15 protein-coding genes are annotated in these 26,744 nt (G+C 67.3%); 9 read left to right on the forward strand and 6 right to left on the reverse strand.

Translation table 11 applies throughout. The annotated features are described in order from the left end of the window. Positions 1–4: 4 nt before the first annotated feature. Positions 5–2,659, reverse strand: coding sequence for an alpha-1,6-glucosidase domain-containing protein (locus VPH43_RS20430; protein WP_328579603.1), 2,655 nt, complete (start codon positions 2,657–2,659; stop codon positions 5–7). Between the two features lie 278 nt (positions 2,660–2,937). Between VPH43_RS20430 and VPH43_RS20435 the strand changes: the two genes are divergently transcribed. Genes VPH43_RS20435 through VPH43_RS20445 form a run of 3 tightly spaced genes read left to right on the forward strand, consistent with a single transcriptional unit; the run spans position 2,938 to position 7,498 of the window. Further along, positions 2,938–4,524: an alpha-amylase family glycosyl hydrolase gene (locus tag VPH43_RS20435; protein WP_328579604.1), complete on the forward strand. Its 1,587-nt coding sequence runs from the start codon at positions 2,938–2,940 to the stop codon at positions 4,522–4,524. After that, a complete protein-coding gene (locus VPH43_RS20440) occupies positions 4,521–5,648 on the forward strand; it encodes a hypothetical protein (RefSeq protein ID WP_328579605.1) in 1,128 nt (375 codons plus the stop codon). The genes VPH43_RS20435 and VPH43_RS20440 overlap by 4 nt, the downstream gene beginning before the upstream one ends. Beyond that, complete coding sequence (locus tag VPH43_RS20445) at positions 5,645–7,498, forward strand: glycoside hydrolase family 13 protein (RefSeq protein ID WP_328579606.1); 1,854 nt, start codon at positions 5,645–5,647, stop codon at positions 7,496–7,498. Before VPH43_RS20440 ends, VPH43_RS20445 begins: the two co-directional genes overlap by 4 nt. Positions 7,499–7,513: 15 nt before the next feature. On the opposite strand, the gene malQ is transcribed toward VPH43_RS20445, so the two are convergent. Then, positions 7,514–9,031 carry a 4-alpha-glucanotransferase gene (gene malQ, locus VPH43_RS20450; protein WP_328579607.1) on the reverse strand — a complete coding sequence of 506 codons (1,518 nt, stop codon included), beginning with the start codon at positions 9,029–9,031 and terminating at the stop codon, positions 7,514–7,516. A gap of 228 nt (positions 9,032–9,259) precedes the next feature. Here malQ and VPH43_RS20455 point away from each other — a divergent pair, with 228 nt between their 5' ends. Genes VPH43_RS20455 through VPH43_RS20475 form a run of 5 tightly spaced genes read left to right on the forward strand, consistent with a single transcriptional unit; the run spans position 9,260 to position 16,456 of the window. Then, a complete protein-coding gene (locus VPH43_RS20455; protein ID WP_328579608.1) occupies positions 9,260–10,375 on the forward strand; it encodes an ABC transporter ATP-binding protein in 1,116 nt (371 codons plus the stop codon). Beyond that, on the forward strand, positions 10,375–11,553 hold the full coding sequence (gene malE, locus VPH43_RS20460) for a maltose/maltodextrin ABC transporter substrate-binding protein MalE (RefSeq protein ID WP_328579609.1): 1,179 nt from the start codon (positions 10,375–10,377) through the stop codon (positions 11,551–11,553). Before VPH43_RS20455 ends, malE begins: the two co-directional genes overlap by 1 nt. Further along, positions 11,550–13,121, forward strand: a complete 1,572-nt coding sequence (malF, locus tag VPH43_RS20465) for a maltose ABC transporter permease MalF (RefSeq protein WP_328579610.1) — start codon at positions 11,550–11,552, stop codon at positions 13,119–13,121. The genes malE and malF overlap by 4 nt, the downstream gene beginning before the upstream one ends. Positions 13,122–13,133: 12 nt before the next feature. Further along, positions 13,134–14,024 carry a maltose ABC transporter permease MalG gene (gene malG, locus VPH43_RS20470; RefSeq protein WP_328579611.1) on the forward strand — a complete coding sequence of 297 codons (891 nt, stop codon included), beginning with the start codon at positions 13,134–13,136 and terminating at the stop codon, positions 14,022–14,024. Positions 14,025–14,029: 5 nt separating this feature from the next. After that, positions 14,030–16,456 (forward strand): alpha-amylase family glycosyl hydrolase, encoded by a 2,427-nt coding sequence (locus tag VPH43_RS20475; protein WP_328579612.1) that lies wholly within the window; start codon positions 14,030–14,032, stop codon positions 16,454–16,456. Between the two features lie 43 nt (positions 16,457–16,499). Here VPH43_RS20475 and VPH43_RS20480 read toward each other — a convergent pair whose 3' ends face one another. From VPH43_RS20480 to glk, 3 genes are all read right to left on the reverse strand, one after another. Next, a complete protein-coding gene (locus VPH43_RS20480; RefSeq protein ID WP_328579613.1) occupies positions 16,500–18,008 on the reverse strand; it encodes a tryptophan halogenase family protein in 1,509 nt (502 codons plus the stop codon). 125 nt (positions 18,009–18,133) lie between these two features. Beyond that, complete coding sequence (locus VPH43_RS20485) at positions 18,134–21,004, reverse strand: TonB-dependent receptor (RefSeq protein WP_328579614.1); 2,871 nt, start codon at positions 21,002–21,004, stop codon at positions 18,134–18,136. A 256-nt stretch (positions 21,005–21,260) separates the two neighbouring features. Further along, a complete protein-coding gene (glk, locus tag VPH43_RS20490) occupies positions 21,261–22,229 on the reverse strand; it encodes a glucokinase (RefSeq protein ID WP_328579615.1) in 969 nt (322 codons plus the stop codon). 253 nt (positions 22,230–22,482) lie between these two features. Between glk and VPH43_RS20495 the strand changes: the two genes are divergently transcribed. After that, a complete protein-coding gene (locus VPH43_RS20495; protein WP_328579616.1) occupies positions 22,483–24,366 on the forward strand; it encodes a glucokinase in 1,884 nt (627 codons plus the stop codon). An 18-nt stretch (positions 24,367–24,384) separates the two neighbouring features. On the opposite strand, the gene VPH43_RS20500 is transcribed toward VPH43_RS20495, so the two are convergent. Then, on the reverse strand, positions 24,385–26,646 hold the full coding sequence (locus VPH43_RS20500; RefSeq protein ID WP_328579617.1) for an arginine/lysine/ornithine decarboxylase: 2,262 nt from the start codon (positions 26,644–26,646) through the stop codon (positions 24,385–24,387). Positions 26,647–26,744: the final 98 nt, after the last annotated feature.

Genomic DNA, 26,744 nt, shown 5'->3' on the forward strand with positions numbered 1-26,744 from the left:
CGATTCACCGCACCACGAACACCACCGCCGTGCGCGGCGGCACGGTGAAGCGTCCGCGCTCGGCATCGAACCGCGCAGTCGCGGCCCGGGTGTCGGTCGCGCCCGCGTGGGTGTGCACGGGATGCAGCGTGAAGTGGTGGCCGCGCAGCGCGGGTGCGTCGATCTCGTGCGCCTGCAGGTCCACGTTGATCAGGTAGGCCAGCTCGGCAAAACCGGCGTCGGCCAGGCCGCGACCGTCGAGCACTGCGGCCACGACCGTGGGCTCCTGTTGCGGCCCGGTGTTGAAGAAGCTCAGCCGGCGCTGCACCTCGTCGGCGCTGCGCAGCCGGAACAGCGATGAGCTCGCGCGGATACGCAGCAGGTCGCGGAAGGCATCGCGCGTCCAGGCGATGTCGGCCGGCGTGGGCTTGAGCTGCGGGTCTGCCAGCAGCGGCCGGAACACCGGCCAGGACGTGCCGTTGTCCTGCTCGGGCGGCAGGCCGGCGCCGAAGCCGTTGTCGGTGTACGTCCAGTCCAGGCGGTTGAAGTGATCGCCGGAGTCGTAGCTGTTGCGGTCCAGCGACTTGCTGCGCAGCACGTCCTGCCCGGCATGGAAATACGCGACGCCCTGGCTGAAGGCGACGACTGCCGCGCCCAGCAGCTGCACGCGGGCGCGGTCCTCGCGCGAGGTGTGGCGGGGAAGCTTCAGCGCGTTGTTGTCGTACAGGGTCTGGTTGTCGTGGTTCTCGACGTAGTTCACCACCTCGGCCGGCTGGCTGGCGTAGCCGGCCGGTTGGCCGGCGTAGTCCATGGCCTCCAGCGGCTGCAGCTCCCCGCCGGCCGTGTTCATGCGGTAGCTGCGCAAGGTGCCCGCCAGGCCCACGCGCACCAGGTCCGCCGCCTTCAGCAGCGCCGCACGGTCGGCGGGCGGCGCGAGCAGATTGCGGTCATACCCCAGGCCGTTGATCCAGCCCTGGCGCTGCACCAGCTGCTCGCCGGCGTCGCCCGCAGAGCCGCCACGCACCGCGTCGCGCCCACGGTCGCTGAAGGTGCCGATGCCGCTGCCGTTGAGCGAGTGCTGGGAGGCCTGCACGAAGCGGGCGCCGTCGGCCACCTCGCCGAAGTTCCATCCCTCGCCGAGCAACGGCACATCACGGCCGAGTTCGGCCTTCAGGCGCTGCTGCAGCCGCTCCATCAGCGCGCGCGGCTGGTGCGCCATCAGGTCGAAGCGGAAGGAGTCGATGCCATAGGCGCGCGCCCAGGTGAGCACCGAATCGATGAGCAGCTTGCCCATCATGCGGTGCTCGGTGGCGGTGTTGTCGCAGCAGGTGGAGCGCTCCACCTGGCCGCGCGCATCCAGCCGGTGGTAGTAGCCCGGCACGACGCGGTCCAGCACCGAGTGGGCTCGCTGTCCCGAGGCGGCGGTGTGGTTGTAGACCACGTCCATGCCCACCCGCAGGCCGGCGGCATGCAGGGCCATCACCATGTGGCGGAACTCGCGCACACGCACCGCGCCATTGGCCGCGTCGGTGGCATAGCTGCCCTCGGGTGCGGTGTAGTGCAAGGGGTCGTAGCCCCAGTTGAAGCAGTCCCTGTCCTTCACCGCCACCACGGCGGCCTGCTGCGTGGTGCCATCGGGCGCGCCGCCGACAGAGGGCGTGACGCAGCCGGCCTCCGGCACCGTGGCCATGTCGAACACCGGCAGCAGGTGCACGTCGGTCAGGCCCGCATCGGCCAGGCCTTTCAGGTGCTTCATGCCGTTGGACCCTGTGTCGGTGAACGCGAGGTACTTGCCGCGGTGGGCGGGTGGCACGGTGGCGTCGGAGATGGAGAAGTCGCGCAGGTGCAGTTCGTAGATCACGAGGTCGGTGAGCGCCTTTGCTGCGTCCGGCCTCGTATGCGCGTCCCACTGCGGTGGCTTGAACGCCGGATCGTCGAGTTGCACCACCTGGCTGCGGCGCGAATCGGTATTCAGGCTCAGCGAATAGGGATCGGTCACGCGGTTGCGCACCAGGCCGACGCCGGGCACGAACACGTCCACGAGGTAGGTGTAGCTGCGGCCGGTGAGCATGCGTTTGTGCTGCCCGGCCCACACACCGGTGGCTGGGTCGAACCTCAGGGGCCGCAGCGATCGCGCCGGCTTGTCGCCGTCCGGATAGAGGCACACCGACACCTGTTGCGCGGTGGGCGCCCAGAGCTTGAAGCTTGTGCGGCCGCCCGTCGCCGAGGCGCCCAGGTCGTTCGCCTGCTCGGCCGCGGCATACAGCGCGTCCAGCGCCGCCGCGTGCTGCACGCGGGTGGCCTGCAGCACGCGGCCCTGCGCGTCCTCCCTCACCAGCAGCAACTGGCCCTTCAGCCACTGCGGCAGCCGGCGCGATGCTGCGGCATCCAGCGTGAGCACCACGCCGGGTTGCAGGTACTTGAAGCGCTTCGCCAAGGCGTCGGGCAGCGCAGCCGCGCGCGGCCGGAGCACGGCCGCCGCGTCTGCGCCCTGCACCGGCTGACCCGGCACGGCAACGAGGCAGCCTGCTTGGGAATACAGCAGGCGAAAGCGCTCTTCTCCGCCAGCGACCTGCGGCCACTGGATCAGCGTTGGGTCGAGCCAGACCGCGGCCGCCTCGTGGGCGGGAGGGGTTGCCGGTGCTGTGGCGCCGGGTGATGCGGGCAGCGAGTGCAACACGGACTGCGCGTCCGGCGAATTGCAGGCGCTCAGGGTGGCAGGTGGGTACGTGAACCCTGCGGCATGCGCCGCCATGGCGAGGCACTGCAGTCCCAACCATGCGACGAGGTGGCGAAGGCGCGGCGCGCAGTTCAATGGAGGCCTCCCTGGAGTTGCGCATCGTAAAGAAGTAAAACTACATACTCTCTTAGGACGAACCCTCGGAGCTTCAACGGCTGCCGCCCACATCGGAACAACCCGAATACAAGCTGCTATGTACCTAGACTACATTTGCGCGCATGCTGAATCGCCTTTTCCTGTGCGCCGCTGCCTGCGTCCTTGGCGCCTGCGCCACGCCGCCGGAACCCGCCACCGAGCTCGCTCCCGTGCCCTTCGCCGGCCAGCCCAGCGTCCTGCCGGACGGCTGGGAACACGGTGCCTTCATGGAGGTGTTCGTGCGCGGCTACAAGGACAGCAACGCCGACGGCATCGGTGATCTGCGCGGGCTGACGCAGAGCCTCGACTACCTGAAGGCGCTGGGCGTCAAGGGCCTGTGGCTGATGCCGATCACCCGCAGCGCCGACCACGACCACGGCTACGCGGTCACCGACTACCGGGGCATCGAGGCCGACTACGGCACGCTCGCGGACCTGGACGAGCTGCTGCGCCAGGCCCACGCCCGCGGCATCGGCGTGATCATGGATTACGTGATCAACCACAGCGCCGCCAGCCATCCGCTGTTCGTGCAGGCCAAGGGCTCACGCAGCAGCCCGATGCGCGACTGGTTCGTGTGGCAGGACACCGCCCCCGCCGGCTGGGACGTGTGGGGCCACAACCCCTGGTACGCGGAGAGCGGCAGCAGCTACTACGCCACCTTCGGCCCGCACATGCCGGACTTCAACCTCCGCAATCCGGCGGCGGTGAACTACCACTTCGACAGCCTGCGCTTCTGGCTCAACCGCGGGCTGGACGGCTTTCGGTTCGACGCCGTGCCGCACCTGATCGAGAACAACGCCAGGGACTGGAACGACCAGCCCGAGAGCTACGCCCTCATGGGCCAGGTGCAGGCGCTGGTCAAGCGCTACGACAAGCGCCACCTGGTGTGCGAGGCCACCGCCCACCCCACCGCCTGGGCCGCGCCCGAGGCCTGCGGCAGCGCCTTCGCCTTCGGCCTGGAGCACCACATCGCCGCCGCAGCGCGCGGCGACACCCAGGCGATCCAGGCCGTGGCCGACTGGTTCAAGACCGCGCCGCTGGGCATGGCCACCATGGTGTCCAACCACGACATCTTTGCCGGCGAGCGCCTGTGGGACCAGGTGAAAGGCGACACGGCGCAGTACCGCCTGGCTGCCGCCACCTACCTGCTGCTGCCCGGCACGCCGTTCATCTACTACGGCGAGGAAGTGGGCATGGCAGGCGGCGCCGGCCTGAGCGGCGACCCGAAGCTGCGCACGCCGATGAGCTGGACCGGCGACACCACCACCGCCGGCTTCACCAGCGGCCGGCCGTTCCGCGCCCTGTCGGCCAACGTGGCCACGAACAACGCGGCCGCGCAGCAGACCGATGCCAACTCCATCCTTTCCTTCTACAAGGCCATGCTGCGCCTGCGCAACACGCTGCCGTCCATTGCACGCGGCAGCTACGAGCACGCGTTCGTGGCCGGGCAGGCCATGGGCTACCAGCGCGCGCTGGGCACCGAGCGCACGCTGGTGCTGCTGAACTACGCCACCGCACCCGCCACCGTTCGGGTGGGCCAACTGCCCGCGGGGGCCGCCCTCGTGCCCGCTTATCCCAAAGGCGGCCAGGCCGGCAAGGCGGACATAGGCGGCACTGCGGCGCTGGCGCTGCCCGCGCAGTCGGTGCAGGTCTACTTGGTGCGGCAGTGACCGGCAGCCTGGACGCCGAACGCCACGCGGCGCAGTTCGCGTTCGCCGCCAGTGGGGCCGACCTGGTGGTGGGCAGCACGGACCGCCTGCCATGGAGCGCTGCCGAACTCGCCACGCTGGACCTGGGCGACGCAGCAGTGCTGCAGCGGCTGGACTCCGGCCTCACCGCCCGGGTGTACCGCCTCACCGATGGCACGCGCCACTGGACCCTCAAGCGCGCGCGCCCGCAGGCGCTGGTGCACAACAACGACGGCCAGACCTCGTTCCTCAACGAGGTGCAGCGACGTGCGGACCTGCAGGCGCTGAAGCGGCAGCCGGGCGGCGAGCAACGCTGGGCCGCCATCGTGGACACCGAGTTCGCGGCGTATCGCCAGGGCGTCATCCTGTCGCCCTGGATCGAGGGCCAACCGGTGCAGCATTGGGACGAGCGCCGGCTGGTGCAGTTGTTCGAGGTGGTGTGCGCGCTGTGGACCGAGGGCCTGTTCGAGTGGGACCTGTGCAGCGGCAACATCCTGGACGACGGCCGGCAGCTGCGCCTGTTCGACTTCGGCTACATGTACCGCTTCGACCCGCTGCGCCAGTTCAACTCCGCGGGCAACGGCAGCGACCAGCCGATGTTCCACCCGGCCGAACGCTTCGAGACCCGGCACCACGCCGCCCACCTGCTGACGCTGGCCGAAGAAGCCGGCGAGGCGGCGGCGCTGCAGGCCTTCCGGCTGGAGAAGGCTGTGGCGACTGAAGCCTATCGGCAGATGCGCAGCACCATCGCGCCCCGGGGCGCAGCGCAGCACGTGATCGACTGGCTGGACTCGCTGGTCCGGCGCTGGCACACGGCCCTGCAAGGCAGCGCCGAAGCGCTATACCGCAGCGAGCTGTGGCGCTCGCATGTGCTGGACCTGCATGACGACCTGAGCGGGCGCAGCTGCACGCCGATGACCTTGCGCCGGGTGGACTGGCTGCTCGACAGCCTGGTGCACCATCACGACGCGCTCCGGGCCGGCGGCGCTTTTTTCGGCGGCGACGATTGGCGCGGCCGCGACCAACTCCTCAGCCACTACCGCGCGCAACGCCAACTGGCCGCCACATTGCAGACCGTTCGCGAGACCACCGACACCACCGCATGATCCATCGCCTTCTTGCCACCCTGTTCTGCGCCCTGCTGCTGCAGCCTGCCGGTGCAGCCGGCGCCTCGCTGGTCGACCGTGTGGAGCCGCCCCATTGGTGGGTGGGCATGGCGAGCCCGCAGCTGCAGCTGATGGTGCACGGCCCGGGCATTGCGGCCTTCACCCCCACCCTGCGCCACCCCGGCGTGCGCATCGCGGGCGTGACGCGCACACCCAACCCCAACTACCTGTTCATCGACCTGCACATCGCCCCCGGCACCCGGCCCGGCACGCTGGACCTGCGCCTGCAGCATGGCCCCCAGGTGCTGCACCAACCGTATGCACTGCTCGCGCGCGAGCCGGGGTCCGCACAGCGGCGCGGCTTCAGCGCGGCCGATGTCTTCCTCAACCTGGTGCCCGACCGCTTCGCCAACGGCAACCCGGCCAACGACAACCTGCCGGGCTTTGCCGACACCGCCGACCGCAGCAACGATGCGGCCGGCCGCCATGGCGGCGACATCCAGGGCATGGTGGACCACCTGGGCGACATTGCCGCCATGGGCTACACCATGCTGTGGCCCACGCCGCTCATCGAGAACAACCAGCCGAAGTACTCGTACCACGGCTATGCGGCCACCGACCTCTACAGGATCGACGCCCGTTTTGGCAGCAACGAGGATTACCGCCGCCTGGTGGCGCTGGCGCGGCAACAGGGCATCGGCGTCATCCAGGACATCGTGCTCAACCACATCGGCTCCGGCCACTGGTGGATGAAGGACCTGCCCGCGCCCGACTGGCTCACCCACGGCGGCCAATTTGTCCCCACGCAGCACTTCCGCACCGCGATCAGCGATCCCTACGCCTCACAGGCCGACAAGCGCAACTTCACCGAAGGCTGGTTCACCGACACCATGCCGGACATGAACCAGCGCAATCCGCTGGTGGCCACCTACCAGATCCAGAACACGATCTGGTGGATCGAATACGCGGGGCTGGCCGGCGTGCGCACCGACACCTACGGTTATTCCGACACCGCCTTCCTGGCCGAATGGTCACGCCGCGTGATGCAGGAGTACCCCCGGCTCAACATCGTGGGCGAGGAGTGGAGCGGCAACCCGGTGGTGGTGTCGTACTGGCTGCGCGGCCGCCGCAACCCTGACGGTTATGTCTCGCACACGCCAGGCATGATGGACTTCCCGCTGCACGAGACACTGCGGCGCGCGCTGGTGGCCGACGACGGCATGTTCACCGGGCTGAGCGAGCTGTATGCGGCGCTGGCCAACGACCAGCTCTATCCCGAGCCGATGAACATGGTGCTGTTCGAGGGCAACCATGACGTGCCGCGCCTGTTCAGCGTGCTGCACGAGGACCCGGCGCTGGTGAAGATGGCCCTGGCCTATGTGCTGACCATGCCGCGCATTCCACAGCTGTACTACGGCACCGACCTGCTGATGGCCAGCCCCACGCAGCGCGACGACGGGGCCACGCGGCGCGACTACCCCGGCGGCTGGCCGGGCGACACGGTGAACGGATTCACCGGCGCCGGCCTGTCGGCCCCACAGAAGGACATGCAGGCCTTCCTGCGCCGGCTGTTGAACTGGCGCAAGGGCCAGCCCGCCGTGCACCACGGCAAGCTGATGCACTACACGCCCGACCGGGGCACCTATGCCTGGTTCCGCTACGACGATCGCCAGCGCGTGATGGTGGTGCTGAACAAGTCGCGCGAGGCGGTGCCGCTGGACACGGCGCGATTTGCCGAAGCAATGGCCGGCCGGCGCCTGGGCACCGACGTGTTCACCGGCCAGGTGCACGACCTGGCGAGCACGCTCACCGTGCCCGCACGCTCCGTGCTGATCCTCGAGCTGAAGTAGCGCGTGCGCCGCGCGTCAGCCCGGCAGGGCCAGCATGTGGAACGGCGCACGGCGGCTGCCGGCCGTGACGTGAGCCAGCTGCTCCCGCGCGGCGTCGGTCACCATCGGCCAGTCGAAGCGCCACACCCAGTTGTTGAAGGTGGTGCCCGGCAGGTTCATGCGGTGCTTGCCGTCCAGGCCCAGCACGTCCTGGAACTGCGCGATGGCCAGGTTCGCCACCGAGTTCCAGGCCGCGCGGATCATGGCCCAGTGGATGTCCGCCCGCGTGGCGCCCAGGTAGCGCGCAGCGTACTGGCGCTCGCGCGGCGCGGTGGTGTCCCACCAGCCCACCACCGTGTGGTTGTCGTGCGTGCCGGTGTAGGCCACCGTCTCGCGCACGTAGTTGTGCGGCAGGAAGGGGTCATTGGCATCGCTGCTGAAGGCGAACTGCACGATGCGCATGCCGGGGAAGCCGAAGGCATCGCGCAGCTCGATCACGTCGGGCGTGATCAGGCCCAGGTCCTCCGCCACGATGGGCAGCTTGCCGAGTGCGCGCTCGATGGCCTCGAACAGTGCCTTGCCCGGGCCCGGCACCCACTGCCCTTCCATCGCCGTGGGGCAGGTGGCCGGCACTTCCCAGTAGCCCGCAAACCCGCGGAAGTGGTCGATGCGGAACACGTCGGCCAGCTCCAGCATGCGGCGGATGCGCGCCGTCCACCAGGCAAAGTCTTCCGCGGCCATGCGGTCCCAGCGGTACAGCGGGTTGCCCCAGCGCTGACCGGTGGCGGCAAAGCCGTCGGGCGGCACGCCGGCCACCACCGTCGGCTGGAACTGCTCGTCCAGGAAGTACAGGTCCGGTCGCTCCCAGCAGTCCGCGCTGTCGTGCGCCACGAAGATCGGCAGGTCGCCCATGATGGAGACGCCGCGTTCGTTGGCGTAGGCCTTGAGCGCCGTGCACTGACCGCCGAAGTTCCATTGCACGAAGCGCCAGAAGCCGATCGCCTCCGCATGCGTCTTCAGCGCCTGCGCCAGGGCCTGGGGGTCCCGCCGCTTCAGCGGTTCGGCCCATTCCCACCAGGGCCGCTCGCCGTGTGCCGACTTCAGCGCCATGAACAGCGCATAGGTGTCCAGCCAGTTCGACTGGGCGGTGCACCAGCTGTCGAAGTCGCGCTTGTCTTCCGCACTGCCGCGCTCGAAGAAGCCCTGGGCGGCCGCCTTCAGCTGCGCGACGCGCCAGGGCACCACACGCGCATAGTCCACGCGCCGCACGTCGAAGCCTTCGGCCGGCAGCTCGGGCGCCGGCAGCCAGCCGCGCTCCACCAGGGGCTCGAGCGCCACCATCAACGGGCTGCCTGCAAAAGCCGACACGCTCTGGTAGGGCGACTCGCAGGGGCCGATCGGGTTGCTGGGCAGGATCTGCCACACGCGCTGGCCAGCGGACCGCAGCCAGTCGACGAAGCGGTAGGCGCCGGGACCGAAATCTCCCACGCCATGCGGCCCGGGCAGGGAGGTGATGTGCAGCAGCACGCCGGCGGCGCGTTCTTGAAGATTCATGGTGTGGCTGATCAGAAAAGAGCAGAGTCAAAAGTGTAGTTGCACTACAGCGCCGAGAACCTATCGGATTCACCAACAGAGGGAGAACCGGCGTTCACCCAGTGCCAACCCGCATTGCTCATGCGCTACTGGAAATGTATATTGGCTACATCCTGCCGGTGAGCAGGGCAAAACCCGACATGAGCGAGACTGAGCCGCCCTCCCCGGCGCGGCCGCCGGAGGCACGAAGTGGCAGACGTTCGACTGGTGAATGTTCAAAAGGCGTTTGCCGACGTGCAGGTGCTGCGCGACATCAATCTGGAAGTGCGCGACGGCGAGTTCATGGTGTTCGTGGGGCCGTCGGGCTGTGGCAAGTCCACCCTGCTGCGCACCATCGCCGGCCTGGAGGACATCACCGGCGGCGAATTGTCCATCGGCGGCCGCGTGGTCAATGAAGTACCGCCGGCCGATCGCGGCATCGCGATGGTGTTCCAGTCGTACGCGCTCTACCCGCACATGAACCTGTACGACAACATGGCGTTCGGCCTGAAGCTGGCCAAGGTGCCCAAGGCCGAAATCGACCGCTCGGTGACCCAGGCCGCCAAGATCCTGCACATCGACCACCTGCTGCACCGCAAACCGAAAGACCTGTCCGGCGGCCAGCGCCAGCGGGTGGCCATCGGCCGCGCCATCGTGCGCAAGCCAGAGGTCTTTCTCTTCGACGAGCCCCTGTCCAACCTGGACGCTGCCCTGCGCGTGCGCATGCGCTATGAATTCGCGAAGCTGCACGAGGACCTGAAGAGCACCATGATCTACGTGACGCATGACCAGGTGGAGGCCATGACGCTGGCCGACCGCATCGTCGTGTTGTCGGCCGGCCGCATCGAACAGGTGGGCACACCGCTGGAGCTGTACGAGCACCCCGACAACCTGTTCGTGGCCGGCTTCATCGGCTCGCCGCGCATGAACTTCATTGCCGTGGAGCTGGTGCAGGGCAGCGGCGCCGAGGCGGTGGTCAAGCTGGCCAATGGCGCGCAGGTGCGCTGCGCGGTGGACGCCTCCACCGCCCAGCCCGGCGCCAAGCTCACGCTGGGCGTGCGGCCCGAACACTTCCAGCTCGGCAGTGGTGACAACACGCTCAGCACCAGCGTCACCTTCGTCGAATCGCTGGGCGGGTTGACGCAGGCTTACTGCAACTTCCCCGGCATGGACGAGGCGCTCACCTGCCAGCTGGACGGCCGCACCCGGGTGCGCCAGGGCGACACGCTCGCCCTGGGCATCGCGGCCGACAGCTGCTACCTCTTTGACGCCGACGGCCGCGCGTTCCGGCGCCACGCCAGGCCGGCCAGCGGCGCGCTGCAGTGATGAAGCGCCCTGCCTTGGCGGCCTTGCTGGCCGCGCTGTGCTGCGCCCATGGCGCGCACGCTCAAGCCCCCTTGAAGCTGCTGGTCTGGATCAACGGCGACAAGGGCTACACCGGGCTGCAGAAGGTGGGCGACGCCTTCACCCGCGTGTCCGGCGTGCAGGTGGTGGTGGAACACCCGGAGGATGCGCCGCCGAAGTTCCAGGCCGCGGTGGGCGCCGGCAAGGGGCCGGACATCTTCTGCTGGGCACACGATCGTGCGGGTGAATGGGCCAAGGCGGGCCTCATCGTGCCCATCCGGCCGGCCAAGGCGGTGCGCGAGGACGTGGAGCCCACCGCCTGGGACGCCTTCCGCTACCAGGGCAAACTCTGGGGCTACCCGATCGGCATCGAAGCCATCGGCCTGATCTACAACAAGGCGCTGGTGAAGACGCCGCCCACCAGCTGGGACGAGGTGGTGGCGCTGGACAGCACGCTGAAAGCCAAGGGCAAGAAGGCGGTGCTCTGGGAATACAACAAGGCCTTCTTCAGCTGGCCGATCTTTGCCGGCGCGGGCGGCTATGTGTTCCAGCGCGACGCCAAGGGCGACTTCGACCCGGCCAAGGTGGGCGTGAACACCCCTGGCGCGGTGCGCGCCGGTGAGCTGCTGCGCGGCCTGGTGAACGGCGGCGTGATGCCGAAGAGCGCGGTGTACGCCGACATGGAAGCGGGCTTCAACCGCGGTGACATCGCGATGATGATCTCCGGCCCCTGGGCCTGGGACAACGCGCGCAAGAGCGGCATCAGCTTCGGGGTGGCGCCGATTCCCGGCGTGGATGGCAAGCCCGCCAAGCCCTTCATCGGCGTGCTCGGCTGCATGATCTCCGCGCCCAGCAAGGTGAAGGACATCGCACGCGAGTTCATCGAGAACCACCTCATGCGCCCCGAAGGCCTGCGGGTGGTGAATGCCGATGTGCCGCTGGGCGTGCCGGCCAGCAGGGCCTTCTACGCCGAGCTGTCAGCCGACCCGAACATCCGCGCCACGGCGCTGAGCGCGCGCCATGGCGAGCCGATTCCCAACATCCCTGAGACCGGCCGCTTCTGGACCGCCGTGGACGCGGCGCTGGAGGCCATCACCAACGGCCAGCAGTCGCCCCAGGACGCACTCGACGGCGCGGCCGCGCGCATCCTCGTGAAATGAGCGCCACCCTCCTCGCCCCTGCGCCCCTGGCGGCGCCCCGCCATGCCACCGGCTGGCTCAAGTGGCCGGTGGCCGCCGCGCTCGGGCTGGTGCTGCTGTACCTGGTGTTCAACATCTATGCCGCCGGCCAAGTGCTGTGGGCGGTGGGCCTGCTGGCGCTGGTGTCGCTGGGGTTCTATGTCTACCTGTCCAACGTGGCGTTCGCCTACCGCTACCTCTTCCCGGGGCTGGCCGGCATGGCGGTGTTCGTCGCGTTCCCCATGCTCTACACCGCGCAGATCGGGTTCACGAACTACTCGTCCACCCACCTGCTGAGCTTCGAGCGCGCCACGCAGTACCTGCTGGACCAGAGCACGCCGGACGAATCGCGGCTGATGAGCTACAGCCTGCATGCGCAAGGTGGCGACTACCGCCTGGTGCTCAACCCCGCGGGCGAGCAGGCCGGCACGCAGCGGTACGCGACCGAGCCGCTCGGCCTACGCCTGCCGCCGCTGGGCAAGACCGCCCTGCAGCCACTGGCCGGCGACGCTGCCGCCCTCGGCCCGGCCTTGCCGCTGGCCCAGGTGCTCAAGCATCGCGACGTGCTGATGCAGCTGGAGCTGGCGCTGCCCGACAACACCACGCTCAAGTACGTGGGCGTGCGGGAGTTCGCGCCCTTGAAGCCGGTGTGGAAGGCGAATGCCGACGGCTCCATCACCTCGGTGGAAGACGGCCGCAGCTACCGGCCCAACCATGGCAGCGGCTTTTATGAAAACGCGGCTGGAGAGCGCCTGCAGCCAGGCTTCAAGGTGGGTGTAGGCCTGGCGAACTACGCCCGCATGGTGACCGATGCGGACTTCCGCAGCCCCTTCCTCGCCATCTTCCTGTGGACGGTGGCGTTCTCGGCGCTCACCGTGCTGTTCACGCTGGTGATCGGCATGTCGCTGGCGGTGCTGCTGAACTGGGAGGCGCTGCGTTTCAAGGCGGTGTACCGCACCCTGCTGTTCCTGCCGTATGCGGTGCCCAGCTTCATCTCCATCCTGGTGTTCAAGGGCCTGTTCAATCAGAACTTCGGCGAGATCAACGCCATCCTGGAAGCGCTGTTCGGCGTGCGGCCCGCCTGGTTCGCGGACCCGACGCTGGCCAAGGCGATGATCCTCATCGTCAACACCTGGCTGGGCTATCCGTACATCATGGTGCTGTGCAGCGGCCTGCTGAAAGCCGTGCCCGCGGACTTGTACGAGGCCTCGGCCATCGCCGGCGCGTCGCCCTGGGTGAACTTCACCCGCATCACCGCGCCCTTGATCATCAAGCCGCTGACGCCGCTGCTGATCTCGGTGTTCGCCTTCAACTTCAACAACCTCACGGTCATCACGCTGCTCACCAAGGGGCGGCCGGACTTCCTGAACACCAAGGTGCCGGCGGGCACCACCGACATCCTGGTGTCCTACACCTACCGCATCGCGTTCCAGGATTCGGGGCAGAACTTCGGCCTCGCGGCCGCCATCTCCACGCTCATCTTCTTCATGGTGGCCGCGCTCTCGCTGGCCAACCTGCGGCTCGCGCGCGTGAACGCCGCACCACGCTAAGGAGCACCCGACATGGCCCTCGTCACCGGCAAGCGCCAGCGCTGGCGCCTCTATGCGGCGCACGCCTTCCTGTGCGCGCTGATCGCGCTGATGCTGTTTCCGCTGTTGGCCATCATCTCCATCTCGCTGCGGCCTGGCAACTTCGCCACCGGCTCGCTGATCCCCTCGCAGATCAGCCTGGAGCACTGGCAGCTCGCGCTCGGCATCCCCTACCACGCACCCGATGGCACGGTGGTGCAGCCGCCCTTCCCGGTACTGCGCTGGCTGTGGAACTCGATCAAGGTCGCCACCATCTCCGCCGCGCTCATCGTGGCCATCTCCACCACCGCGGCCTATGCCTTCGCGCGGCTGAAGTTCCGCTTCAAGAACGCCATCCTCAACAGCATGCTGCTGCTGCAGATGTTCCCCGCGGTGCTGGCGCTGGTGGCCATCTACGCCATCTTCGAGACCATCGGCAACTACGTGCCCTGGCTGGGCGTGGAAACGCACGGCGGGCTGGTGCTGGCCTACCTGGGTGGCGTGGCCATGCACATCTGGACCATCCGCGGCTACTTCGAGACCATTCCGGTGGAGATCGAGGAATGCGCCAAGGTCGACGGCGCCACCCACTGGCAGGCCTTCCGCCACGTGCTGCTGCCGATGGCCGTGCCCATCCTGATGGTGGTGTTCGTGCTGGCCTTCGTGGGCACCATCATCGAATACCCGGTGGCCTCGGTGCTGCTTCGCGAGGAGCCCAACCTCACGCTGGCCGTGGGCTCCAAGTACTACCTCAACGACCAGAAGTTCCTGTGGGGTGACTTTGCCGCCGCGGCCGTGCTGTCCGGCCTGCCGATCACCGCCGTGTTCCTGGCCGCCCAGCGCTGGATCGTCTCGGGCCTCACTGCCGGCGGCGTGAAGGGTTGAGGCCCATGCGTTCCTTTCTTGCCGGGCTGCTGCTCACAGCAGCCTTCGCGGCTTCGGCCGCCACCGCCTCCACCAAGCCGATGAGCAGCGACTGCACTCCCGCCCCGCTGGGCGACACCGCCCTGTACCTGCGTGGCGGCATGAACAACTGGACCGCTTCGGACGATCATGAGTTCCAGTGGTCCTGCGACGCCTACTACCTGAACGTGAACCTGCAGCAGCGGCTGGAGTTCAAGATCGGCGACGCGGCGTGGCGCGATGCCAGCACCTTCGGCGCAGCGGCCGGTGGCGGCACGATCGAAGCCGCCGCGCCTTTTGCGCTGGCACGGGCCGACAGCCGCGGTGGCGCGGGCAACCTCGTGTTCACCTTCAGCGGCGAACATACCTTGCGCCTCGCGCTGGACGGCGGCGCGGCGCGGCTCACCATCGGCCCCAAGAGCTTCATCGACCGCACGCGCGAGCCGATCACCGACCCGGTGGCGCTCAGCCTGCACCACGACTCGCGCGACCTGCGCGACAAGTCACCCTTCGGCGCAGTGACGGCCGGCACCACGGTGAGCTTCGGCGTTGCCGCCCGGCCCGGTGTGCGGGCCATCACCCTGGTGATCGAGAAGCGCCGCCTCGAAGGCAACCAGGAACTGCTGGAGTACAGCCCGGTGGCCCGCGTGCCCATGCAGCTGGACGGCCACGGCCGCTGGACCGCGCGCCACGCGTTCGACGCACCCAGCGTCTACGGCTACTACTTCGAAGCGCAGATCGGCGACAAGACCTACGTGCTGCACAACAACCGCGATTCGGTGCCGTGGACGCGCGAGAAAGGCAGCAACGGCACGGCGGCGGTGGAGTTGATGCCAAGTGCACCGCACCGCATCCGCCGCCTGCGCCACACCGTGTACGCCGCCGACTTCGAGGTGCCCGCCTGGGCGCAGGACGCGGTGTACTACTACATCTTTCCCGAGCGCTTTCGCAACGGCGACCGCCGCAACGACCCCAAGCCCGGCACCGACCGCTACCAGGACAAGGGCGTGGAGTTCCACACCGAATGGTTGGACAAACCGCACCGCCCAGGCTCGGGCGACGGCTCCGACGATGTCTACAACAACGACTTCTTCGGCGGCGACCTGGCCGGCATCATCGACAAGCTGGACTACATCGCCGGGCTGGGCGTCAACACGATCTACATGACGCCGGTGTTCACCGCGGCCAGCAACCACAAGTACGACACCGCCGACTACCGCAACATCGATCCGCACTTCGGCAGCAACGCCGAATTCACGCGGCTGTGCGACGAGGCCGCCAAGCGCGGCATCCGCGTGGTGCCCGATGCATCACTCAACCACACCGGCGCCGACTCGATCTACTTCAACCGCTTCGGCAACCACGGGCAGCAAGGCGCCTTCCAGGGCGGCAAGATCCGGCCCGATTCGCCCTATGCCGACTGGTACAGCTTCGACACCACGCAGGCCGAAGCGGACAAGCAGTTCAAGGGCTGGGTGGGCGTGACCGACCTGCCGGAGCTGAACAAGCAGTCGGCCGGCTTCCGCCGTTTTGCCTATGGCGAAGGCGGCGTGATGCAGCTGTGGCTGGACCGCGGCGCCGCCGGCTGGCGCATGGACGTGGCGCCCTGGGTGCCGGACGACTTCTGGCGCGAATGGCGCCGCGCGATCAAGGCGCACAAGCCCGACGCGATCACCATCGCCGAAACCTGGTTCGAAGCCAGCAAGTTCTTCCTCGGCGACAGCTTCGACTCGACGATGAACTACGTCTTCCGCAACGCGTTGCTCGACTACGCGGCCGGCGGCAAGGCGGGCGTGCTGGCAGCCAACCTCGAGCTGATGCGCGAGCTGTACCCACCGCAAGCGTTCCATGCGGTGATGAACCTGCTGTCCACCCACGACGCGGCGCGCAGCCTCCACGTGCTGGGCTGGACCCCTGAGGTCATCGACCCGGCCAAGATTGCCGAAGCGAAGCAGCGCATGAAGCTGGCGGTGTTCTTCCAGATGACCTACCCCGGCGCGCCGGCGGTGTACTACGGCGACGAAGTGGGTGTGACGGGCGGTGACGACCCCTACAACCGTGCCACCTACCCGTGGGCGGACCTGGGCGGCAAGCCGGACACAGGGATGCTGGAGGAGTTCAAGCGGCTCATCGGCTTGCGCAAGGAGCATGCGGTGCTGCGCCGCGGCCAGCTGCAGGCGCCACTGCATGTGGACGACCACGTGCTGGTGCTGGCGCGCCGGCTCGGCGACACCTGGGCGGTGACGGCGACGAACAACGACACGGTGGCGCACAGCGTGCAGGTGAAGCTGCCGGACGGCGCACCAGGCGTGTGGCGCGAACTGCTCACTGGTCAGGCGCATCGCAGCGATGGCGGCACGCTGAGCATCCAACTGCCGCCGCTGGCGGGCAGCGCCCTCCTCCGGCAGCCGTGAGCCAGCGAAGGCCGCAGGCGGATCGGTTCGTGCGGCGGCTGGCTTACGCGTTGGCCGCGCAATGCTGCGCGATGTACTGGGCGTGATCCGGCATCAGCTCCACGCACTTGACAATGACGGCGCGCACGCTCTCGAGGTATTCCGCGATGTCGTCTTCGCGCTGGACGTCGACCAACGGGTGGTAGCTCTGCGGGACCAGGTTCTGGCCTTGCATCACCTGCAGCCAGGCCTCCTCGGAGAACAGCTCGTTGTCGATGCGAAGCAGGCGGCCCCGCGACGCGTACAGCGCTATCTTGTGCGTGAGCGTCTCCGGCACCGCCATCGCCGCGCATTCCTTCCAGAACGCTGAATCGTCACGCTGGTTGAGCTTGTAGTGCAGGATGATGAAGTCGCGGATGCGCTCGTATTCCTGCTGCGACTGGCGGTTGTACTCGTCCACGTCCGCCTGGCTGAAGGCCTCGTCCGGAAAGTAGTCGATCAGCCGCTGGATCGCCGACTGGATCATGTGGATGCTGGTCGATTCCAGCGGCTCCAGAAACCCGCTGGACAGGCCCACGGCCACCACATTGCGGTTCCAGGCCTTCTTGCGCCGCCCGGTGGTGAACTTCAAGGGCCGCGGCTCTCCCAGCGGCTTGCCGTCGAGGTTGGCCATCAGCGTGGCGGCCGCTTCATCGTCACTCACATGCGCGCTGCAGTACACGTGCCCGTTGCCGATGCGATGCTGCAGCGGTATGCGCCACTGCCAACCGGCGCGCCGCGCGGTGGACCGGGTGTACGGCAGCAGCTTGGGCGCCGATTCGCAGGGCACAGCGAGGGCCCGGTCGCAGGGCAACCAGTGGGTCCAGTCGTCATAGCCGGTGTGCAGCGTCTGCTCGATGAGCAGGCCGCGAAAACCCGAGCAGTCGATGAAGAGATCGCCTTCCACGCGGGCCCCTGATTCGAGCACCACCGCATCGACATGGCCGTCCGCCTCGCGCTGCGACACCCGCACGATCTTGCCTTCGATGCGCTGCACGCCACGCGTCTGTGCCAGCTTGCTGAGGTAGCGCGAATAGAGGCTGGCATCGAAGTGATACGCATGCGCGATGTCGCGCAACGGGGAGTTGGGCAGATCGTGCCGTGCCGGCATGAACTTGTTGGCCAGCGCAGCGGTGCGAGTGATGGAGTAGTCCTGCAGTTCCTTCGCCTTGCCGAGCCGGTGCATCTTCTGCCAGTACTGGTCGAAGCGCACGGTCCACAGGTCCTGTCCGATCTTGCCGAAGCCATGCATGTAGCGGTCGCCCATCCGCCCCCAGTTGACGAACTCGATGCCCAGCTTGAACGTGCCCTGCGTTTGCCGCAGGAACTCGTTTTCGTCGATGCCCGCCACCTTGTTGAACAGCTGGATCATCGGAATGGTGGCTTCGCCCACGCCCACGATGCCGATCTCGTCGGACTCCACCAACCGGATGGTGTAGCGGCCCTTCAGGGCCACGGCCAGCGCGGTGGCGGACATCCAGCCCGCGGTACCCCCACCGACGATCACGACGGTCTTCAAAGGAAAGGACTGCATCACCGATTGCGCCCGTTGAGTGAGATGAAAAATGAAAACACAGCGGCTGGAAGCTGAACACCCCTGCCGACCCGAAGGCCGACAGGGGTGTCCCGTCAGAACGCCACGCGTTCAGACACTCCGGCCTAGAACTTGTAGTTCAAGCCCGCGAGATAGCTCTTGCCGAACTTCTTGGTTTCGGTGATCTGGCCAGTGGCAGGATCGAACTGGTCGAACTTCTCGTTGGTCAGGTTGCTGCCTTGAAGCAGCAGCGACAAGCCCTTCATCGGTCCACTGCTGAACTCGTACGAGACCTGCATGTCCACCGTGGTTTCCGGCCTGATGAACACCAGCTGCGTCTTGTCCTGGTAGTCCGACACGGAGCCGAGGTACTGCGAGCGCTTGCGCACCGCTGCCGCGATCTGGAAACCGTAGTTCTCGTAGTAGAAGCGCAGGTTGGTCACATCCTTGGACAGGCCGGGCAGCGGGATCTCGGTGACGCCGATGTTCTGCACGTCCACGCCCGCGGTGGCCAGCTTGATGGAGCTGGTGGTGTGGCTGTGGTTGAGCACGATGCCGAAGCCGTCCAGGTAGGACGTCATCATGTTCAACGGCAGGTTGATGGCCAGCTCGATGCCCTTGACGTTGCCGCCGGTGCCATTGCGCGGCTGCGTCAGGTCGCCGACCGTGCTGCCGCTGGGCGGCAGCGAGGTGGACGGCGTCACGAAGGGCGCCAACTCCACACCGGGGGTGGTGACTCGCAGGATGTAGGTGCTGATCTTCTTGTAGAAGCCCGCCACGCTCACGTAGCCCTTGCGGCCGAAGTACTTCTCGTAGGAGAGGTCCAGTGCATTGGCCCGGAACGGCTCCAGCTTCGGGTTGCCCCCGCTGGCCGTCAGACGCACGCCGTTGCCGTCGGTGTTGTTGTTCAGCGTGACATTGATCGAGCCGCGCATGTCTTCCATGTCGGCCCGAGCCAGCACGCGCCCGGCACCCAGGCGCACGACCTGGTCACCGCCCAGGTCAAAGATCAGGTTCGCACTCGGCAGGAGGTCGGTGTAGTTGTGGCCGGCGCTGTACGGCGTGTACGGGCAGGTGTGGGTGCCACCGTCGCAACCGCCTGCGACGGAATAACCCGTGGCCGTTTGCTTGGTGTTCTGGACCTGCAGGCCCACATTGCCGCGCAGGGGCAGGCCAAAGACGTCGCCGTCCAGGCTGCCTTTGACGAAGCCCGTGGTGACCTTCTCTTCGACACCCCAGCTCTTGGCCACGATGTCCGCATCGGACCAGGGATTCAGCTGGTACACCGAGCCCAGCGACCCCGCCGGGTTCCAGGTCAGGACAGGAATGCCGGTGGTGCCGCCGACGCCTGCGGAGGCTCCCGGCATGTCGGCAGCCGCAAAGCGGTTGATGACATTGCCGTTGGCATCCAGGGCCCCGGGGACGATCAACGCACCTTCGCGCGTGACGCGTTCCTTCTCGCGCTTGGAGAAGTTGGCGCCGAAATCGAATCCCTTCACCGGCCCGAGATCCATGTCGCGCCCGGCGCCCAGCCGCAGGGCGGTGATCTTGTCGGTGGTGACCGGGTTGGCGTAGTAGCCATCTTGCACGCCGGTGGCGCCCGCCCAGCCCTGCACGTCCGTCAGCTTGATCAGCGACGGATCGGCGTAGTTGAGGCCGGTGGTGTAGTGCACCTGATCGAGGTTGCTGCCGTTGAAGCCGCTGAACGTGATGGTGTCGTTCGGGTTGTTCACGTCACCGGGCAGGCCGGCGGTGGTTTCGAAGCGCGTGGCGTCCTTCTTGACCTTGGAGTACGACAGGTCGGTGTTCAGGCGCCAGTCGCCCACGGTGAGCTTGTTGGCCCAACCCACCGACTCCAGCTTGTCGGTGTAGTCCTCGTTGTGGTTGCGGATGACACCACGCCAGTTGGTGAAGGTGCCCGACGTCGCGACGTCACCCTCGATGGTGGCGTTGGTCAGCGTTCCGCCGCTGTCATTGGCGCCCGCGGACAGCCCACCGACCGGGCCTTCAAGGCCGCGCTTGCGGTTGGAGAACTCGCCCTTCGAGTAGAAGACGTCCAGGACCGACTCGAAGTTCTTGTTCGGCTTGAACTGCAGCACCGCCATCGCGGCTTCGCGCTTGAAGTTCGTCGACTCCAGGTCGGTGGTGAAGCCACCGGGTGTCTTGACCTTGATGGGGGCCGTGGTGGCATTGTTGTCGTGGTCGTAATCGACCTCGGGCACCCAGCCACCCCAGGTGCGGAAGAAGGGGCGCGTGCCACCTTCGGACTTCGACTTCGTCAGCCCGAGCGCCACGCCCAGCGTGCGGTCGGCGAACTGGTCGACGTACGACAGCGAGACACGATCGCCATCGCCTTCGCTGTAGCCGGGCGCGTTTTCGGCCTTGGTGGTCTTCTCCTTGCGATAGTTGACCGCCACTGCGCGCTTGGCGAAGCTCAGCGGCCGCACCGTCTGCATGTCGATCGTCGAGGACAGGCCCTGGCCGATGACCGCCGCATCCGGCGTCTTGTAGATCACGATGTTGGCCAGCAGCTCAGCCGGGTACTGGTCGAACTCAACCGCGCGGCTGGAGCCGGTGGAAGCCTGTTCACGCCCGTTCAACAGGCCGCCATTGAAGTCCGGGCCGAAGCCCCGCACGCTGACGTTCTGGGACCGGCCGGTGACGAAGCTGCGTTGCGACGTCACGCCTGGCAGGCGGGAGATCGACTCGGCCACGCTCGCATCCGGCAGCTTGCCGATGTCCTCGGCAGAGATCGCCTCGACGATGGACTCGGAGTTCTTCTTGACCGAAATCGCGTCCTCAATGCCTTTGCGGATGCCGGTGACCACCACCGTCTGCGCACCCGCTGCCGTATCGGCCTGCGCCTGCTGCGCCTGGGCCGCCCCAGCGGCCAGCAGCAAGGTCACCGCCCCCGCGGTGGCTGTCAACGCCCACAGGTCCAACGACGAACGCTCTCCAGCCCGCTGCCCGCGACGCTGGTGCATGGAATTCTTCATCAGGCTCTCCTCAGCTCTCTTTCAGACCACTCATGTCCCTGTGATACAGGGCCAACCCACTCTTCACCGCCCGTATTTGTACCAAAACTAGCTACTTTGTTAGGTGTGTATTTACCCTAACTACATCGTGCGGCAGCAACAGCCATCGAGTTCCACCTATGAAAAAAAGGCGTCACCTCGCTCTCGCGGGGTGGCGCCTCCGGGGCCGAAGTAGTCAAACTACCGCGTTTTTAGGAAAACCTACAAAAAATGAAGTTCACCTTCCATGCTGCTCGATGGCGAGCGTGGCTCCGGTGAGCGCGGCCAGGGTGTCGATGATGACGAGCGTCGGGATTTGCGCCAGGTAAGGCCGGAACCGGCCCTTCGCCTCGAAGCGCTCCCGGAAACCAGACTCGAAGAACCGATCGCCCAGGCGGGGCACGATCCCGCCGCCGATGTACACCCCGCCGCGGGCGCCCAAGGTGAGCGCCACATTGCCGGCAAAGCCGCCCAGCAACGCACAGAACACGTCCAGCGTGCGGCCGCAGACGCTGGCGCGGTCCGCCAGGCCACGCTCCACCACGGCTTCGGCCGGCAAGGGATCGGCCGCCACGTCGAGCACACCGGCCACGGCCCGGTGCAGCACCGGCAGGCCAATGCCCGACAGCAGGCGCTCGGCCGACACGTGGGGGAACTCCTGGCGCACCCAGCGCAGCAGCTGGCTTTCGAAATCGTCGGCAGCCGCCAGCGTCGCGTGGCCACCCTCCCCCGACACGGCCACCCAGCCGTGCGGCGTCTGCACCACGCCACCAACCCCCAGGCCTGTGCCCGGGCCGATGACCGCCAAGGTGCCACGCGGTTGGGGCAACTCACCCTGGATGCGCAGTTGAGAGGCGTCCAGCTTCGGCAAGGACAAGGCTAGTGCCTCGAAGTCATTCAGCACCAACAGCGTCTGCAAGCCCAGGTCGGCCTGCAAGGCACGGCGGGAAAAGCGCCAATGGCTGTTGGTGAAGCGCACCAGGTCATCCGCCACCGCAGTGGCCACCGCGATGGCCGCCATGCGGGGCGGCTGAACCGGCCCGCCCAGCAGCGGCGCCAGTTGCGTGAGGTAGGCCCGCGCGGCTTCAGCGGGGCCGGCGTACTGCGCCACCGGCAAGGTGACCACATGCCGCACCTTCAGGTCCGGGCCGTCGACCCAGCCAAAGCGGGCGTTGGTGCCGCCCACATCCGCTACCAGCCATGGCAACGACAGTTCTGCTGCCGGCGGACGGATGTCTCCCTCGTTGATCTTGACCACACTGACCTTGTTTGTTGAATGCCCAAAAAGGCGAAGGTAGCAAAACTACATTGCCGACGCAAGACACCGGTGCCACGCTGCCGACCAGGGCGAACGCCGAAGCGGTATCGGCGAAGTAGCCGAACTACCGTACCAGCTGGCAAAGGGGGAGAAAGGGGCAAACCATTGGACAATACCGCACCCTCGAACCCACGCACCGTCAATGAGCCCTTTCGACAGCCCGCGTCTGATCGCCGACATCGGCGGCACCTATGCGCGGTTCGCGCTGGAAACAGCACCTGGGCGGTTCGAACAGACGGCATCGCTGCGCAGCGCGGACCATGCCGACTTCCATGCGGCCGTGAGCGCCTACCTGGCCACCGTGCCCTCCGCAGGCATTGAGCATGCCGCGGTGGCCATCGCCAACCCGGTGGAAGGTGACGAAGTGCGCATGGTCAACTACCACTGGCACTTCTCGATCGAGCAGATGCGGGAGCGGCTGGGCCTCGAAACGCTGGTGGTGGTGAACGACTTTACTGCCCTGGCCATGGCCGTGCCCCGGCTGGCGTCGCACGAAAGGCGCCAGGTGGGCGGAGGCACCGCGCGCGAGCCCAGCGTGGTGGGCGTCATCGGCGCCGGCACCGGGCTCGGCGTGTCGGGCCTGATCCCGTCCAACGATGGCGGCTGGGTGGCGCTGGGCGCCGAGGGCGGCCATGCCAGCGTGGCGCCGCGCGACGAGCGCGAGCTGATGATCCTGCGCTTCGCCTGGCGCGAGATGCAGCACGGCCACGTGTCCTTCGAGCGGCTGCTGTCAGGGCCGGGGTTGGAGCTGATCTACCGCGCGCTGGTGGACCATGCCGGCCGCAAGGCGGAGCCGCTGCGCGCACCGGAAATCACCCGCCGCTGCCTGGACGGCAGCGACCCGCTGTGCACCGAAGCGATCGATGTGTTCTGTGGCGTGCTGGGCACCGCGGCCGGTGACCTGGCCATGACGCTGGGTGCGCGCGGCGGCGTGTACATCGGCGGCGGCATCGTGCCGCGCCTGGGCGCCTACTTCGAGCGTTCGTCCTTCCGCGGCCGCTTCGAGGACAAGGGCCGGCTGTCGCACTACGTGAGCGCCATCCCCACCTACGTGATCACCGCCGAGGACGCCACCTTCATCGGCGCGTCGGCCATCCTGGAAGCGCAGCTGCGCCGGCTGGAAACCCACGCCGGCTCACCCATCCTCGGGCAGATCCGGCGCGGCCTGGACCGGCTGTCGCCGGCGGAGAAGCGGGTGGCCGAGCATGTGCTGGCGCAGCCGCGCACGGCACTGAACGAGCCGATTGCCGAGATCGCCAAGGCAGCGCAGGTGAGCCAGCCCACCGTGATCCGCTTCTGCCGCTCGCTGGGCTGCGAAGGCCTGTCGGACTTCAAGCTGCGGCTGGCCTCCGGCCTCACCGGCACCATGCCGGTCACGCATGCGCAGGTGACGGGGGAGGATTCCATCGCCGAGCTGGGATCCAAGGTGCTGGGCAATACGGCGTCGGCCATCCTGCAGGTGCGCGACCAGCTCAACCGCGAAACCATCGCGCAGGCGATCGAGCTGCTCAACGAGGCCGACCGCATCGAGTTCCATGCGGTGGGCCAGTACGGCGTGGTGGCGCAGGACGCGCAGTTCAAGTTCCTGCGCTTCGGCATCGCCAGCGGCGCCTACAGCGAGCCGCGCTTGCAAGCGCTGGCCGCCAGCACGCTGAAGGCGCGCGATGTGGTGGTGATCATCAGCAGCAGCGGCCGCATCGCCGAGCTGCTGGAGGTGGCGGACATGGCCCGCTCGCGCGGCGCGAAGGTGATCGCCATCACGGCCAGCCAGTCACCGCTGGTGCGCAAGGCGGACATCGCGCTCATCGTCGACCATGAGGAGGACGTGGACACGCAGCTGCCGATGGTGAGCCGCATCCTGCACCTGCTGGTGATCGACATCCTGGCCGTGGGCCTGGCGCAAAGGCGCAGCAAGGGGCCCGCGGCCGTGGCGGACGGTGAACGGGCCGGCAAGCGCGCCGGCCGCGCAACGCCGGGCGTGAGCGCGTCGCTGCCCCTGGCACGCCTCACTTCACACAGCCGCTAGCCAGCAGCGCGTGAAGGCTTATGCCTTCACACAGTCCACGTAGTAGGTGCGCTCACCGGGTGCGACGTCGTCTTCTTCCACCAGGCCGTGCACATCCGTGTCGAAGCCGGGGAACTGGTGGTTGAAGCTGCGTGCGAACTTCAGGTAGTCCACGATCTTCTTGTTGAAGCGCTCGCCCGGGATCAGCAGCGGAATGCCCGGCGGGTAAGGCGTGACCAGCGAGGTGGCGATACGGCCTTCGAGCTCGTCGATGCCCACGCGCTCGGTCTTGCGGTGCGCGATGTGCGAGAACGCTTCCGTCGGGTTCATCGCCGGCTGCAGGTCCGACAGGTACATCTCGGTGGTGAGCCGCGCGATGTCGAACTTGGCGTACGCCTCGTGGATGGACTGCGACAGGTCGCGCAGGCCCATGCGCTCGTACTTGGGGAACAGCGCGCAGAACTCCGGCAGGATCTTCCACATCGGCTGGTTGCGGTCGTAGTCGTCCTTGAACTGCTGCAGCGCGGTGAGCAGCGTGTTCCAGCGGCCCTTGGTGATGCCGATGGTGAACATGATGAAGAACGAGTACAGGCCGGTCTTCTCCACCACCACGCCGTGTTCGGCCAGGAACTTGGTGACGATGCTCGCCGGGATGCCGGTCTTGGCAAACTTGCCGCTCATGTCCATGCCCGGCGTGATGATCGTGGACTTGATCGGGTCCAGCATGTTGAAGCCCGCGGCCAGGTTGCCGAAGCCATGCCACTTGTCGTTGGCCTTGAGGATCCAGTCCTCCGGCTTGCCGATGTCGGCCGGCGCCAGGCGGTCGGGGCCCCACACCTTGAACCACCAGTCCTTGCCGTAGTCCTTGGCCACCTTGCGCATCGCGCGCCGGAAGTCCAGTGCCTCGCGGATGCTCTCTTCCACCAGCGCGGTGCCACCGGGCGGCTCCATCATGGCGGCGGCCACGTCGCAGCTGGCGATGATGCTGTACTGCGGGCTGGTGGACGTGTGCATCAGGTACGCCTCGTTGAACAAGTGGCGGTCCAGCTTGTTCTTCTGCGAATCCTGCACCAGCACCTGCGAGGCCTGGCTCAGGCCGGCCAGCGACTTGTGGGTGGACTGGGTGGCGTACACCATCGCTTCCTTCGGGCGCGGGCGGTGCTTGCCCATCGAGTGGTAGCCGGCGTAGAAGGGATGGAAGGCCGCGTGCGGCAGCCAGGCTTCGTCAAAATGCAAGGTGCCCACGTAGCCGTCGAGCATGCCCTTGATCGTCTCGGTGTTGTAGAGCACGCCGTCGTAGGTGCTCTGCGTGAGCGTCAGGATGCGCGGCTTCACCTTCTTGGGGTCCACGCCGGCCAGCAGCGGGTTGGCCGCGATCTTCTTCTGGATCGATTCCTTGCTGAACTCGCTCTGCGGGATGGGGCCGATGATGCCGTGGTTGTTGCGCGTGGGCGTGAGGAACACGGGGATCGCACCCGTCATGATGATCGAGTGCAGGATGGACTTGTGGCAGTTGCGGTCCACCACCACCACGTCGCCGGGCGCCACGTTGTGGTGCCACACCATCTTGTTGCTGGTGCTGGTGCCGTTGGTCACGAAGTAGCAGTGGTCAGCGTTGAAGATGCGCGCCGCATTGCGCTCGCTGGCCGCCACCGGGCCGGTGTGGTCCAGCAGCTGGCCCAGTTCTTCCACCGCGTTGCACACGTCGGCGCGCAGCATGTTCTCGCCGAAGAACTGGTGGAACATCTGGCCGATCGGGCTCTTGAGGAACGCCACGCCGCCGGAATGGCCCGGGCAGTGCCATGAGTACGAGCCGTCCTCGGCGTATTCCATCAGCGCCTTGAAGAACGGCGGCGCCAGCGAATCAAGGTAGCTCTTGGCCTCGCGGATGATGTGGCGCGCCACGAACTCCGGCGTGTCCTCGAACATGTGGATGAAGCCGTGCAACTCGCGCAGGATGTCGTTCGGAATGTGCTCCGAGGTGCGCGTCTCGCCGTACAGGTAGATCGGAATCTCCGCGTTGCGGAAGCGGATCTCCTCGATGAACTTGCGCAGGTTCAGCACCGCCGGGTCCAGCTCGGGGCCGGGGGTGAACTCCTCGTCGTCGATCGACAGGATGAAGGCACTGGCGCGGCTTTGCTGCTGCGCGAAGGACGACAGGTCGCCGTAGCTGGTGACACCCAGCACCTCCCGGCCCTCCTTCTGTATGGCGTCGGCGAGCGCGCGGATGCCAAGGCCCGAGGTGTTCTCGGAGCGGAAGTCCTCGTCGATGATGACGATCGGAAAGTGAAAACGGAGCATCGCGGCGGTCCTGGTGGAGGCGGCTGGGGGGAGGCGGAAAAGCGCGAAGTGTAGGGCCTGCGAAAGTCAGGCGCCGCACTGGGAAACTGTGGCACGCT

The sequence above is a fragment of the Ideonella sp. BN130291 genome (assembly GCF_036231905.1).
Taxonomy (GTDB): domain Bacteria; phylum Pseudomonadota; class Gammaproteobacteria; order Burkholderiales; family Burkholderiaceae_C; genus CAMLIZ01.